Source organism: uncultured Cytophaga sp. (genome assembly GCF_937863595.1).
Taxonomy (GTDB): Bacteria; Bacteroidota; Bacteroidia; order Cytophagales; family Cytophagaceae; genus Cytophaga.
Map to the genome: position 1 here is coordinate 1 of NZ_CALMGQ010000146.1, position 13,819 is coordinate 13,819.

Below are 13,819 nucleotides of genomic sequence, written 5' to 3' on the forward strand. Positions count from 1 at the left end.
CCCTAATAAATCTATTCCCTAGATTTGAAAAAGTGGCTTTTTAAGGGACGACTAAGTAGGCATATAATCCAAACCTTATTGGTTATAAAAAAAACCTCCGAGATTTAATCTTGGAGGTTTTTTTATGACCAATAAAGGATTTTTATTTCACGCTTTCAGATTGTATTTCTTTTAAAAACATGCCGGCAACTTTGCAACATTTTTTTTCTAGTTCTTCGTAATCCGATTCTACAAATGCATTGATATCTGTATATTTCAACTTTACCATTCGTACGCCAAGTAATAACTCTACAAGAAATTCTGCATATTCAGTTTTGTTTATGCGCTTAAATTCTTTTGTCGATATGCCATGCTGAATGATAATTGAAACCATTTCAATTTCACTTTTATTAAAAGTGTCAAACGCTTTTGCAAAAACGGGTCTGCCATTTTGGAAAAAATCAGATCGTAGGTTGGAAAGATTTAATAAATGCCTGAAGTGTTGACTCCTTAATTTAACGTACTTTTTGAGTTGTAGCGTAGCCTCCATATTGGTATTGATGAATTTGTACATTTCATCAAAAAAGACCTGTTGTTCTTTCGTAATTACAGATTCAAACAACGTTTCTTTGTCTGGGAAATAATAGTACAAAGAGGCTTTACCCATGCCAACATCGGATGCAATTTCATTCATGGTTGTTTTAATCAAACCATAATGCGCAAATCTTTTCTGAGCGGCATTAATGATGGATTCTAATTTCCCATCTTCATTTTTATTTTTTAGTTCACTCATAGTAATGAAAGAATGCCCTATAGGTATACTATAGGGCAAGGGTTAAATTTTACGAGTGCTTTGGTAAATTGATATCCGTAGTTTGTTTTTTCTTGTATGCAATTTTTGAAATGTCTACATATAATACTGGAACGAAGAAAATGGCTAAGCCAGTTGCTGCTAGCATACCGCCAAATACGGTCCATCCAATTGTTTGTCTGGATACAGCACCTGCTCCTGAAGAGAATACCAATGGCAATACACCTAAAATAAATGCCAGAGAAGTCATTAATATAGGTCTCAATCGTAATTGCACTGCTTCAATTGTAGCTGGAATTATTTCCATGCCTTTATCTACACGTTCTTTTGCAAACTCTACTATTAGAATTGCATTTTTAGCAGCTAATCCGATAAGTGTAATCAAACCTATTTGTGCGTACACGTTATTACTTAATTTGGGTAAGAAGTATAACGTTAAAATTGCTCCGAATGCGCCTAAAGGTACTGCAAGCATGACAGAGAATGGGACAGACCAACTTTCATACAATGCAGCAAGAAATAGGAATACAAATAGAATGGATAGACCAAATATATATATGGCACTTGAGCCAGATTTTATTTCCTCTCTACTTAAACCAGAAAATTCATATCCATATCCTGCAGGTAACACTTCTGCAGCAACTTCCATCAATGCTTTGTTTGCATCACCACTACTGTAACCTGGTTTAGGAGTACCGTTAAATTCAGCAGACCTAAATAAATTATAGTGCGAAATTAATGGAGCGTTTTCTATTGGTTCATAACTAATCAATGAACTTAAAGGTATCATGCTTCCACTTACATTTCGAACATAGAATTTAGTCATGTTTGAAATGTCTTTTCTAAATGCAGTATCAGCTTGTGTAACTACTCTAAAATTTCTACCATAAATAGAGAAGTCATTTATATATCTACTACCCATTAATGTTTGAATCGTACCAAACACATCTGCTGTGGATACACCCATGCGTTCACATTTTACACGATCTACATTGATTTTATAACCAGGTGCGCGAGCTGTAAAGAATGTAAATGCGCGTGCAATTTCTGGTCGTTTATTTGCTTCCATCATGAATTTTTTAACAACAGCTTCAAATCCTTTAATGTCATCGTTGCTCTGTTGTTGTTCAAGTACAAAGCTAAATCCAGAAGCTGTACCCATACCAGGAATTGGAGGAGGAGGTATTACAATAATATTTGCTTCTTTGATACTAGAAAATGCTTTTTGGAATTGAGCGACGATTGAATCTACTTGCATGGATGCAGCTTTTCGTTCCGCCCATGGTTTTAATTGACAAAATATGGTGCCACTGTTTGATTTAGATGTGAACGTAATCGCATTCAATCCGCCTAGTGCGGCAAAATGACCAACGGATGGATTCGCTTTTACAGTAGCCATCATTTTCTCCATCACTTCTAATGTTCGTGTGGTTGAAGCTCCATCAGGTAATTCAAATGCGATAATCAATCTTCCTTCATCTTCCGTTGGAATAAAGCCCGTAGGTTTTGCTTTAAACAATCCAAATGTTGCTACAAAAATACAGATCAATATAATTACAACCATTGGTGTTTTACGAATACAGTATTGTACACCTTTAGAATAGGAAGCAGTAACTCGAGCAAACCAAGCATTAAACTTGAAAAAGAATTTATTTATCCCTTTAGATTTTTCATCCAAATGCATGGGTTTTAATAGCAATGCACATAATGCGGGAGTTAAGGATAATGCTATGAATGCAGATAACAATACAGAAATTGCGATGGTGATTGCAAATTGTTGGTATAGTCTACCAACGATGCCAGGTATAAATCCTACTGGAACAAATACGGCAGCTAATATAAGTGCAATCGCAATTACAGGACCTGATATATCTTTCATCGCTTTTATAGTAGCTTCTTTCGCGGAAAGTTTTTCATGGTCAATATAATGTTGCGTTGCTTCAACAACAACAATAGCGTCATCTACAACAATACCAATGGCTAATACAAATCCAAACAAGGTTAAGGTATTCACAGTGAAACCAAGAGGGATAAAGAATATAAATGTACCAATAATGGATACAGGAATTGCTAAAATAGGGATTAAGGTTGCTCTCCAACTCTGTAAGAATAGGAATACAACTACAATTACAAGAAGTAGTGCTTCTATAAGTGTGTGCAATACTTCATTGATGGATACACTTACAACTGAAACGGATTCAAATGGAACAACATATTCAATATCTGCAGGGAACGATTTTTTTAATTCATCCATTGCTTTGTAAATACCTTCGGCAGTTTCTAGTGCGTTACTTCCGGGTGATTGATATACCAATAAATACGAAGACCGTTTTCCATCTACAAAGTTGTTACTTGCATAATTGAATTTACCAAGTTCTACTCGTGCTATGTCTTTTAAGTATACAATAGAGCCTTCATCTGGCTTCGTACGAACAACGATATTCTCAAAATCAGTAACTGTTTCAAGCATACCATTTACCTGTAAGGAATATTCAAATGCTTGATCCGGTGTTTGTGGAGACGAGCCTATAGAGCCAGCTGCTACTTGTACATTTTGCTGTTGTAATTTTGTTACTACTTCGGTAGCTGTCATTCCGTATTGTGCAAGCTTATCTGGATTCATCCAAATACGCATACTAAAGTTATCTGCACGTGTGAAAATATCACCCACACCTTTGACACGCAACAAAGCATCCTTGATATAGATGTTTGTATAGTTGTCCATGAATTTTATATCGTGTGTACTTTTGGGCGAATATATTGCCACCAACATTAATATTGTTGGGTTTCTCTTACGTACTGTTAAGCCTGTTTTCTTTACATCGTCTGGTAGTTGAGGTGTTGCGACACTTACTCTGTTTTGTATATCCAGCGTTGCAATATCGATATTTGTTCCTACGTCAAATGTAACATTCATCGTCATGGTACCATCATTGGTACTATTCGATTGTAAGAATGACATTCCAGGGCTACCATTTACTTGCGATTCAATCGGAGTTGCAATCGTACGCTCAACTGTTTGTGCGTCCGCTCCTGCAAAATTACCTGTTACTTGTACAATTGGTGGAGTGATATCCGGGTATTGACTTACTGGTAAATTCATCAACGAAAGTAAACCTACCAATGTTATTACAACCGATACTACTATCGCAGTAACAGGTCTTTTAATAAATATATCTGCAATCATAATGTTTTAGATGTTTATTTTTTTGGATTGCCGACCTGAACAGGAACGCCATCTCTTAATTTTTGAATTCCTTCTGTAACGATATGTTCGCCTTCTTTCAAGCCTGAAAGTATAATGATGTTTTTACCAACCACTTTACCAGGATGCACTTTGTGTTGTCTTGCAGTATCTTGATCTACCACATATACAAAATACTCACCCATCTGTTCCGTCATTGCTTTGTTTGGTATTACGATTACTTTCTCTGTGTATTTATTTTCTACACGCACATTGCAACTCATACCATCTTTAAGAGAACGATTTGGATTTGGAAATTCAAGTCTTACTTTTAACGTTCCTGTTTGCATATCAACTGCTCTGTCTAAGAATAATATTTTACCAGGGTAGGGGAACGTAGTCTTATTTGGTAGTGCTAACGTAAATAATGAATCTGTTTTTGTTTGTTTTTTATTTTCTAATTCTACAAATCGAGCAATCTCTTTTTCATTAATAACAAAGTCAATTGCTATCGGATTGTTGGATGATACTGTATTTAATTTTGTTTGTCCGGCTGTTACAAAAGCACCTTGTTTTACTTGTGATATCCCGATTGTTCCATCAAATGGAGCGGTTATTGTTGCATGTTGTAAATCTATTTGTGCTTTTTGAAGATTTGCTTTTGCAACGGCTACTTGGCTTTCAGCAGATTCTAAATCAGCTTCAGAATATTCAAGCTTTTGTTGGGTTGTCATACCTTTATCGCCAAGTTGTTTATAACGCTCTGCATCTTTACGTGTTATTCCATATTTGGATTGAGCCATTTTTAAAGAAGCTTCAGCGCTTGCATACGCTGCTTGATATTTGCTTTGTTCAATTTCGTACAGCTTTTGACCTTTACGAACCAGTTGTCCTTCTTGAAAATAAATTGCGCTAATGAAACCGCTCACTTCACAATTGAGATCAACCGTATTTAAAGCAATTACATTACCAGGATAGATATCATAATATGTAGGGTTTTGAAGTTTTACTGTATCTATTACTACGCCTGCAATAGGGGGCATGTTATTTTGTTTCGGTCCTCCGCATGATGTTACAAGGATTGGAAATAGTAAAGTGAAAATTCCTAATTGGATTAATCGATTCATATATGTAACTGTTAATTTCTTTTTATACTTATTTATTGATACTTCCAATTGCTTTTTCATAATCTGCTTTTGAAATTAAGGCTGTATATACAGCACGGTAATAATTTGTTTGCGCTTCAATTAAATCGGATTCTGCTGTTGTTACTTCTACGTTCAACGCAATGCCTGCTTGGTACTCCGCTCTTAGTACAGCTAGATTTTGTTTTGCAAGTGTCAAGTTTTCTCTTTGTATATTAAAGGATTGAATGCTGTTATGTAGATTTATAAGTGCTTGCTCAACTTCCAAGTTAATTTCATTGACCAATGACTTCTGGTTGTTTTCTGTGATTTTTAATTGAATCTGTTTTTGTTGTACTTTATAGTTTGTCGCAAAGCCAGAAAATATAGGAACTTGTATTCGAAGACCTAATGTTGAATAACTATACCAACGATCGGATTGTGTTAAATTAGAAAAATTACTTGCAGAAGGGTTATAACCAAAACTACCAATAGCCATTAAGCGAGGATAGTGTCCTGCTTTTGCACTTTTCAATAAATAGGTATTGTATTTTTGTTGACTTTGAATGATTGAATATTCAATTCTGTTAGAATAACTAGCTTCTTTTTTATCTACTAACAGTTTTTGAATATCATCCATCATAGTTGGATATAAACTATCTGTTAAAATGAGCGGATTTTTTTCTGATATATTCATTTGGTATCTTAATACAGAACGACTCATTGCAACCATTCGTATTATTTCTTGTTGCTGTTCTCTTACATTATTTAAACTTACTAAGGTTCTGCTAACATCTATATTTCTTGCCAAACCAGATTCGTAACGGGCAACCGTTTCTCTATAGGTAGAATCTAGACTGGTTAAATTTGCTTCTATAGATTGAAGTTGTTTTTCATTTACCAAAACCCCATAATAGGCTTTTGTTATATTGACTGTAACATCTATTTTACTTCGAACAATATTTTTTTGTGATATTTCCTCATTGGCTTTTGCAGCTCCCTGTGCAGCAAAAAAAGATTGATCATATAATACTTGCGATCCAAATACGTTTGGTGTGAAGACGTTTCGTAAGCCCAATTGAAATGCAATAGGTGTACCTTTTGGAAGTGTTGAGTTTTGTTGAAAACCAATACCACTTTCCGTAATGTTTTTCTGAACATCAAAACTATGCACTAAATCTGCATTAGCAGATATTTGAGGGAGTAAATTTGATCGAGCCTCTCCTTTTTGTGCGGTAGTTAGTTCACTTTGTAAGCTTGAATTTTTAATGCTGAAATTTTCAATTAAACCGTAATCGATTGCTTGATTTAATGAAAAATTGGTTGGTTCAGCATTTTGATCTTGCCCTTTAGCGCCAGAGCAAAAGATAATAAGGCAGAAAATAATACTTAATCGTTTCATCGTATTTTTTTATTTTTAACATGCAATAAGGTTTTGTAAGTCTTATTGTACTATCAAAAATAAACAAACTTTTCGACCAGAAAGTATTATTAGTCGAAAACTTTTAAAATAAATTAGCCCTTTATATTATTTTAGGAATAAATTTGATTATTCAAAGAAGGGTATTTGAAAAAAAAAACTCTTAGAGTATATCTAAGAGTTTTAACTTATTTTGAAGTGTTGTCTTTTACGTGAATTACAAGTTTTTTACATAGGTCTCGTATCATTTCTGCCATTTTGATATCTCCTGTTGCATTTTCAATTGAATCTGCCATTCCACCAATACCTTCTATAGCGAAACGTTTCATTTCTTCAACAGGCATTTCTTTTGTCCAAATATTAATTTGCATGGTATTCATTTGAGAATGATCCCACAAAGACAATGCGATCGCATCTGTTGGTAAAGGCTTATCAGACGGGCCGTCTGTTGCTTCCCATAGAATTGATTCTGGAACGTTTTTATCGTCAAGTTTAATGCTAAACTTTATTTCTGAATTTTTCATCTCTATTTAAAATATTTCTGCTAATTTCTTGATGATTTAACTCTAAAGCAAGTTATAAATTGTAATTTATCCGTATGAAAGGTCTTAATTTATTGTGCGTATTAAAACGTTTGAATTTCAATAACATAGCAGTTGTTATACTTGTAGTGTGTAATTTTTCCTGTTCTGTACCTTCTGAACGCATTCACAAACCCCATAAAACGAATGTATCTGTATGTAGAATCGGTTTTTATAATGCAGAAAACCTATTTGATACAGAAGATGATAAACATATAAATGACAATGATTTTCTTCCTGAAGGGAAACTTAAATGGACAGATGTGCGCTATAAACAAAAGTTAGAACATACGTATAGCGTTATTCAAGGCTTAAATGAAACTCAATCGCTTGCCTTGCTTGGATTGGCAGAAGTTGAAAATAAACAGGTATTAGAAGACTTATTACATACAGATTCTACGTTTGAAATCGTACATTTTAACTCTTCCGATACCCGTGGAATAGATGTAGCTTTATTATATAATCCTCAATTTTTCACTCCACTCACAACGTATTTATCAAGTGATAAAAAAACGGATGTTTTTTTACGCGAAGTACTTGTTGTAAAAGGTGTTTTGTGGAAAGATACTGTTCATATATTAGTCAATCATTGGCCTTCGCGCAGAGAAGGTGAACGTGAATCTGAACACAAACGTCTTGCGGCGGCAATATTAAATGTACGTTTAATGGATTCAATTTTAGCGATTAATCCAGACGCAGCAATTTTTGTAATGGGCGACTTTAACGATCAACCTAGTAATAAAAGTGTGGAAATGTTAACAAAACAACCTGTGATGAAATCGAAACAAAAGGATTCTGTATCTGCAATGATGAACCCTTTTAAAGCCTTACAACAAGATGGGGAGGGTACGTGTAAATATAAAAAAGATTGGCTCTTATTTGATCAAATAGTGGTTAGTAATTCTGTAATGGATAAAAAAGGTGTCCAATTTGTTACAGCTGAAATTTATGATCCTATTTGGTTGTATTATAAACAAGATTTAAATTCAGGACCGTTCAGAACATATGTAGGCAATAAATACGTAGGCGGTTACAGCGATCATTTTCCTGTATTTATTGAACTAAAAAAATAATTTATTTCAACAATAACCTACTCGTTATTTCATCTTTCTTTAATTGCTCAACGAGCGCTTCTAATCCATTGAATTTTTCCTCCTCGCGCATGAACGTATGTAATTCAAGACGAAGGGTTTTTCCATAGATTTCTTTATCGAAATCAAATATGTGCACTTCAATGGTTTTGCGTTTGTCGTTATTGATGGTTGGGCGCACACCAATATTTAGCATACCCTTGTAGCGTTCCCCTTCAAGATATACATGTACCGCATACACGCCATTTTTAGGTATGAGTTTATCTTGATCTTCAATAAATATATTGGCAGTTGGAAATCCAATTGTTCTGCCCAATCTATTGCCTTCAATTACAAATCCTCTAAGTAAATACGGGTAACCTAAATTTTGATTTGCTGTTTTGCTATCACCGTTTAATAAGGCTTTGCGAATTAGGGTAGAGGATATTGTTAACGATTCTATTTCTTGTTTGGGAATTTCAATGGCTTCAATGCCGAAACGATCTTTATGCGCATTCAAATAATCAATGCCACCTTCTCTGTTATTTCCAAAGCGATGATCATATCCTAATACCAAATACTTTGTACCAATCGCTTTGATTAAAATATTATCAATAAACGAATCTGCCGTTAATTTTGAAAATTCTTCATTGAAATTTAAAATCAATAAATGATCGATGTTGTAGGTATCGAGTAAATGAATTTTTTCTTCTAATGTATTTAAAAGACCAATGGGCTCAGCATCTTTTTTTAATACAAATCTTGGGTGAGGCCAAAAGGTAATTAAAACACTTTCGCCATTTACCAAATTAGATAATTCTGTTAAACGGTTTAATATTTTTTTGTGCCCAATATGAACACCATCAAAAGCGCCTATCGTTACAACAGCTTTTTTAACTGCCTGAAATTCCTTTATGTTTCTATAGATTTTCATTGAATATTAAAAGTAGCTTCGAGTTCTTCAGGTGTTTGTGCATTCAATACCGAATACATTCCAATACGTTCTCTTCTGAGTGCGTGAAGATGTGCACCGCAATGCAAGTATGCTCCAAAGTCATGTGCTATGGTACGTATGTAGGTGCCTTTACTACAAACAATATTGAAGTAAACCAGAGGCAATTCTATTCTATCAATCGTAAAGGATTTAACAAAAACGTTTCGTTTCTTTAATACTACTTCATTTCCTTTTCTGGCTTCATCATAAGCTCTTTTACCATCTACTTTAATAGCGGAATAGATAGGAGGCGTTTGTGTAATGGTACCTAAAAATTGTAATACTGTTTTTCGTATTTCGATTTCTGTTAAATGAGAAATGTCTGTTATGTTTTCTAAGGGTAATTCAAGATCGTAGGATGCCGTTGTTGCGCCCAAGCTTATAGCACCTGAATATTCTTTTTCGTCATCCATTAATGATTCAATAGTCTTCGTTTTTTTTCCACTACATACAATGAGTAAGCCTGTTGCTAATGGGTCTAGCGTGCCTGCATGTCCCACCTTTTTCATTTGTAATACTCTACGTACTTTTCTGACAACGTCAAAGGAAGTCCATTGATATGGCTTGTCAATACACAAAACCAGATCGTGTTGTATTTTTTCTATTTCGGAAGGCATAGTGGTAGTAAATTTCAGAAGGAGGTACTTTTAAACGACAGCTAAATCTACATTCATAAGTAGTAGTGTCAATAATAAGAGGCCAAGTACAATTCTGTAATAACCAAATACTTTAAAGCCATATTTGGTTAGAATGTTAATGAAGAATTTTATGGCAAGCATTGCTACAATAAAGGCTATTACATTTCCGAATATAAGTAATGGGATTTTATCTGCAGATTCAAGTATGAGATCTTTTTCATCGTACAGACTTTTTGCTGTAGCAGCAAACATAGTTGGAACAGCTAAGAAGAAAGAAAATTCAGCAGCAGCTTTGCGTGTTAGTTTTTGCGTTAAGCCACCAATTATAGTAGCAGCAGATCTAGACATGCCTGGTATCATTGCAAGGCATTGGAAACATCCGATTAAGAATCCTGTTTTGTATGAAACTTCTTCGATGCCTTCTGTTTCATTTTTTTCAAACCACTTGTCTACAAAGATTAATACAATGCCACCAAGAAGTAAGGTCGTCGCTACTACCCAAACGTTTTCGAGTAATGCATCAATATGACTTTTTAAAAGCAGCCCAACAATTGCCGTTGGAAGAAATGCTACAAATAGTTTATAATAAAAATCTAAGCCTTTGAAGAAGCGTTTAAAGTATAACACAACTACCGAAAGGATTGCTCCAAATTGTATAGCTACTTCAAAAACTTTTGTGAATGGGTCGTTTATTATTCCCATAAAGGCAGAAGCAATAATCATGTGTCCAGTAGAGGATACAGGTAAAAACTCTGTGATGCCTTCAATGATTGCCAATATTAATGCTTCAATCCAAGTCATTATTAAACGTTCTTTTTAAAAGAATAAAATATGGCTACAAATTCTATGATTAAACCAAGTAATACAATCAATGGGCCTACTGTTAATCCTCTTGTTCCGAAACCATATTGTTCAGTATCTGAAGCCATAACGAAATAGCCGAGTACCATTAATAATACTCCAGCAACCATAATGATGTAATTGATATTTCCGAAAACTAATTTTCCTTTGCTCATTTTATTTTAATATAAATCGTCTAAAGATAAGTACATGTATTTACGTACAGAAAGGTACGAACTAATTAAGCCAATTATTGCTCCTGTAATAATAAGTGCTCCATATAAATAATAGGTTAATTCAGGAGCATAAATTTTTCTCAAATCTTCTATAACAGTAAATGCATATTCTTGTAACACAAATAATAGGATGGATGCTAACAGTCCGCTAACCATACCTTGTACCATGGCTCTGTAAATAAAGGGCTTTTGTATAAAGAAAGGTCTAGCGCCAACCAATTGCATGCTACGTATTAAAAAGCGTTGAGAATAGAGTGCAAGTTTGATTGTGTTATTAATTAAAAAGAAGGTTACAATTGTTAGGAGCAATGCAAAGGCGCCTAAAACAATACCTGCATTCTGAATGTTTTTAGTTACTTTTTTTAATAGTGCTTCTTCGTAAATTACTTCGTAAACGGCTGGTTGTGCATTTAAATCTTGAACGATAAAATTCATCGATGCTGAATCTGTATTGTTTTCGGATATATGTAGTGTATAGGATGCACGCAGTGGATTTTCCTCAATGATTTTAGTGAAATCTTGCCCAGTTTGTTTGATATAATCTGCTTTGGCTTCTTCTTTTGAAATAAAGGTTATTTCAGGAACACCTTTTGAATCTTTAGCTAAGTAATTTTTTTTGTATAACGTGTTTTTAAAATCAAGCATCATGGAATCATTGATGTGATTATGTACATATATCTGTACTTCACCAACTTGGTTGTTGATGATTTTTTTGATGGATTGCGCATTAATTAAAATTAATCCAAATACACCAATCACACTTAATGATAACGTAATGCTAAAAATAACGGTAGCATACGGAAAGCTACCAAGTATTTTTTTTCTCTTTTTTGTTGTTGTCTCTGCCACGTATTGATTTAAAAAACGAATAGGTCAAATTTACCGAAGAAATTTGACCTATCCAATTTGAAAGCATTATCTTATCCGATTAATGTGCTCTCAATTGATTTAATTGTAATAATACAGTAGAATCTTTAATAGGGGACAATGGAGTCGTTTTAGTTTTACCCTGAACGAGTTCATAATAATTGTTTTCAAAGTATAAAAACAATTGTTTAGACGGTTTATTGTTGAGTTCTAATAACTCATACGTGCTATTAGAGAAATTACCGTGCAAGAATAATTGGTTGTTGAAGAATTGGTAGCCCAAATTGTTTTCTTTAACAATGTTTACTTTGATTTGAGGTGATGATACAGAAGAAGAGTTTACATCTGTATTCATGCTAGGCATTTCAAAGTTATCGTTAATGCCGTTAATCATGTTATCTGATTCCATTTGTGGATCAGAATAATCTGTTTTAACACTCGATTGCGTATTTGATTCAAACGCTTTGGTGGAAGTCGTAACGGGTTTCTTTTTTGAATCTATACCATTGGCAGGTGTTACAATGCTGTTTCCTTGCGTAGACTTAGTTGTGTTGGATACCTTATTCAGGTTTTCAGTGGTTTGTATTGGTACAACTTCTGTAACAGTTGTCTTATCTGAATTTGAAGAATTATTGGCTATTGTTTCACTAGATGGATTCTTTAAAACAACATCTTTTGTTTTGCTTGTAACGTTATCATAAATAGCATAGCTTCCTAACAAAATAACTACTGCGGTAATAGAAGCTGCAATTTTTGCGTAATTTGAACCCAACAGTGACACACCTATAGGTTTAACTGCAATAGCGTTTAATCTACTTTTTAACTGTTGATGACGGAATTGGTTTATAGAACCGACAATTTCTTTCTGAAACGATACCTGTTGTTGCAATTGTGGGTCTGCAGCTACAGAGTTGTTAAAAGCATCTAATTCTGATCCTTTTAACTCCCCACGCACAAACGAATCAATTATTTCTTCTGAGATATTCATACTATTAATCTAGAAAATCACTTTCTTTATATAATGACTTAACAAGGAGGTCTAACTCCTTTTTACACTTGTATTTTTTTGTTTTTGAGGTATCCGAGTTAGCAAAACCCATTTTTTCTGCTATTTCAACCATCGATAATCGATCGAAATAATAGTACGTAAGTATGTCTCTACACGTTTCTCCCAATTTTTGAATACAGCTATTGATGATTTGAATGCGCTCATCTTTATCTATATCCATTATTTCAGTACCTTCTTTCATTTCATGCGAAAAACGTTTTTTTCGCTCTAATTCTTTTCTCCAAAGATTTAAACAAATACTGTATAGGTAAGTGCTTATTTTTGAAGATAGTACAAAGTTTGGATCATGGGATTTTTGCCACAATACAATTAATGACTCTTGGTAAATGTCCTTCGCTTCTTCTTCACTACCACTATTTTTGATGATTAATTTTACCATCATTCGATAATGTTGCTTATAAAGTAAGTCCAAGGTATTCTCATCGCCCTGTTTTAGTCGCACTAAAATCTCTTGGTCATTCATGTTTTATATACTTTTGCAATCCTATTGGTAACCCTTTTTAATTCGATTAGATATGGGAAACGGTCATTTTGTGGATAAGTTGGTGGATTACCCTCTTAATTTGTCCAATAACGAATTCAATATAACTACTTCATCATCTGTTAATGTTTTAAATATATCTTCAAAAAAAGGCATTTTAAGATCAATCTTACTTAATAGTTTCTCTCCTTTAGGGGAAATGTAAATATCAACAGCACGTTTATCTGTAGATGCTTTTGTTCGTTCAACCAATCCTTTTATCAGTAAACGTTCAATCAATCTAGAAGCATCGCTCATTTTATCGAGCATTCGTTCTTTTAATAAATTAATGGTCGAAGGCTGAGGGTGTTGTCCTCGTAAGATTCGTAAAACATTGAATTGTTGTGAAGTAATATCAAACTCTTTAAAAAAATCTTTCGAGTGTGAATCAAACCAATTATATGTAAAAATTAGATTTACTATTGCTTTGCTGTATTCACTTCTAAACGCTTTTACTTGCTTTATTTCGTCTTCTAATTTCATTTT

The 13,819-nt window shown here is 33.9% G+C and carries 14 protein-coding genes; 1 reads left to right on the forward strand and 13 read right to left on the reverse strand.

Translation table 11 applies throughout. The annotated features are described in order from the left end of the window. Positions 1-142: 142 nt before the first annotated feature. From Q0543_RS12605 to gldC, 5 genes are all read right to left on the reverse strand, one after another. Positions 143-772: a TetR/AcrR family transcriptional regulator gene (locus Q0543_RS12605; protein ID WP_299253572.1), complete on the reverse strand. Its 630-nt coding sequence runs from the start codon at positions 770-772 to the stop codon at positions 143-145. Between the two features lie 49 nt (positions 773-821). Then, entirely contained in the window at positions 822-3,977 is a 3,156-nt protein-coding gene (locus Q0543_RS12610) for a multidrug efflux RND transporter permease subunit (protein ID WP_299253575.1), read from the reverse strand. Positions 3,978-3,991: 14 nt separating this feature from the next. Next, entirely contained in the window at positions 3,992-5,161 is a 1,170-nt protein-coding gene (locus tag Q0543_RS12615; protein ID WP_299253578.1) for an efflux RND transporter periplasmic adaptor subunit, read from the reverse strand. Continuing rightward, positions 5,130-6,500: a TolC family protein gene (locus tag Q0543_RS12620; protein ID WP_299253581.1), complete on the reverse strand. Its 1,371-nt coding sequence runs from the start codon at positions 6,498-6,500 to the stop codon at positions 5,130-5,132. Before Q0543_RS12620 ends, Q0543_RS12615 begins: the two co-directional genes overlap by 32 nt. 206 nt (positions 6,501-6,706) lie before the next feature. Then, positions 6,707-7,042 (reverse strand): gliding motility protein GldC, encoded by a 336-nt coding sequence (gldC, locus tag Q0543_RS12625; protein ID WP_299253584.1) that lies wholly within the window; start codon positions 7,040-7,042, stop codon positions 6,707-6,709. Positions 7,043-7,116: 74 nt separating this feature from the next. Between gldC and Q0543_RS12630 the strand changes: the two genes are divergently transcribed. Continuing rightward, the gene (locus Q0543_RS12630; RefSeq protein WP_299253587.1) at positions 7,117-8,172 is read left to right on the forward strand and encodes a hypothetical protein; all 1,056 of its coding nucleotides are present in this window, start codon (positions 7,117-7,119) and stop codon (positions 8,170-8,172) included. A 1-nt stretch (position 8,173) separates the two neighbouring features. On the opposite strand, the gene Q0543_RS12635 is transcribed toward Q0543_RS12630, so the two are convergent. The 8 genes from Q0543_RS12635 to Q0543_RS12670 form a co-directional block, all read right to left on the reverse strand. Then, positions 8,174-9,103, reverse strand: a complete 930-nt coding sequence (locus Q0543_RS12635; protein ID WP_299253590.1) for a bifunctional riboflavin kinase/FAD synthetase — start codon at positions 9,101-9,103, stop codon at positions 8,174-8,176. Next, positions 9,100-9,780: a tRNA pseudouridine(55) synthase TruB gene (truB, locus tag Q0543_RS12640; protein ID WP_299253593.1), complete on the reverse strand. Its 681-nt coding sequence runs from the start codon at positions 9,778-9,780 to the stop codon at positions 9,100-9,102. The genes Q0543_RS12635 and truB overlap by 4 nt, the downstream gene beginning before the upstream one ends. A gap of 30 nt (positions 9,781-9,810) precedes the next feature. Then, positions 9,811-10,602 (reverse strand): undecaprenyl-diphosphate phosphatase, encoded by a 792-nt coding sequence (locus tag Q0543_RS12645; RefSeq protein WP_299253596.1) that lies wholly within the window; start codon positions 10,600-10,602, stop codon positions 9,811-9,813. Between the two features lie 2 nt (positions 10,603-10,604). Further along, complete coding sequence (locus tag Q0543_RS12650; RefSeq protein ID WP_299253599.1) at positions 10,605-10,817, reverse strand: DUF3098 domain-containing protein; 213 nt, start codon at positions 10,815-10,817, stop codon at positions 10,605-10,607. 6 nt (positions 10,818-10,823) lie between these two features. After that, positions 10,824-11,726 carry a permease-like cell division protein FtsX gene (locus Q0543_RS12655; protein WP_299253602.1) on the reverse strand — a complete coding sequence of 301 codons (903 nt, stop codon included), beginning with the start codon at positions 11,724-11,726 and terminating at the stop codon, positions 10,824-10,826. A gap of 79 nt (positions 11,727-11,805) precedes the next feature. After that, positions 11,806-12,732 carry a hypothetical protein gene (locus tag Q0543_RS12660; protein ID WP_299253605.1) on the reverse strand — a complete coding sequence of 309 codons (927 nt, stop codon included), beginning with the start codon at positions 12,730-12,732 and terminating at the stop codon, positions 11,806-11,808. 4 nt (positions 12,733-12,736) lie between these two features. Beyond that, a complete protein-coding gene (locus Q0543_RS12665) occupies positions 12,737-13,276 on the reverse strand; it encodes a sigma-70 family RNA polymerase sigma factor (protein WP_299253608.1) in 540 nt (179 codons plus the stop codon). An 87-nt stretch (positions 13,277-13,363) separates the two neighbouring features. Beyond that, positions 13,364-13,816, reverse strand: a complete 453-nt coding sequence (locus Q0543_RS12670) for a MarR family transcriptional regulator (protein WP_299253611.1) — start codon at positions 13,814-13,816, stop codon at positions 13,364-13,366. Positions 13,817-13,819: the final 3 nt, after the last annotated feature.

What these genes read in the sequence shown, in the direction of transcription:
- Q0543_RS12605 (WP_299253572.1), bottom strand. Translation starts at nt 772, where the DNA reads ATGAGTGAACTAAAAAATAAAAATGAAGATGGGAAATTAGAATCCATC.
- Q0543_RS12610 (WP_299253575.1), bottom strand. Translation starts at nt 3,977, where the DNA reads ATGATTGCAGATATATTTATTAAAAGACCTGTTACTGCGATAGTAGTA.
- Q0543_RS12615 (WP_299253578.1), bottom strand. Translation starts at nt 5,161, where the DNA reads ATGAAAAAGCAATTGGAAGTATCAATAAATAAGTATAAAAAGAAATTA.
- Q0543_RS12620 (WP_299253581.1), bottom strand. Translation starts at nt 6,500, where the DNA reads ATGAAACGATTAAGTATTATTTTCTGCCTTATTATCTTTTGCTCTGGC.
- gldC (WP_299253584.1), bottom strand. Translation starts at nt 7,042, where the DNA reads ATGAAAAATTCAGAAATAAAGTTTAGCATTAAACTTGACGATAAAAAC.
- Q0543_RS12630 (WP_299253587.1), top strand. Translation starts at nt 7,117, where the DNA reads ATGAAAGGTCTTAATTTATTGTGCGTATTAAAACGTTTGAATTTCAAT.
- Q0543_RS12635 (WP_299253590.1), bottom strand. Translation starts at nt 9,103, where the DNA reads ATGAAAATCTATAGAAACATAAAGGAATTTCAGGCAGTTAAAAAAGCT.
- truB (WP_299253593.1), bottom strand. Translation starts at nt 9,780, where the DNA reads ATGCCTTCCGAAATAGAAAAAATACAACACGATCTGGTTTTGTGTATT.
- Q0543_RS12645 (WP_299253596.1), bottom strand. Translation starts at nt 10,602, where the DNA reads ATGACTTGGATTGAAGCATTAATATTGGCAATCATTGAAGGCATCACA.
- Q0543_RS12650 (WP_299253599.1), bottom strand. Translation starts at nt 10,817, where the DNA reads ATGAGCAAAGGAAAATTAGTTTTCGGAAATATCAATTACATCATTATG.
- Q0543_RS12660 (WP_299253605.1), bottom strand. Translation starts at nt 12,732, where the DNA reads ATGAATATCTCAGAAGAAATAATTGATTCGTTTGTGCGTGGGGAGTTA.
- Q0543_RS12665 (WP_299253608.1), bottom strand. Translation starts at nt 13,276, where the DNA reads ATGAATGACCAAGAGATTTTAGTGCGACTAAAACAGGGCGATGAGAAT.
- Q0543_RS12670 (WP_299253611.1), bottom strand. Translation starts at nt 13,816, where the DNA reads ATGAAATTAGAAGACGAAATAAAGCAAGTAAAAGCGTTTAGAAGTGAA.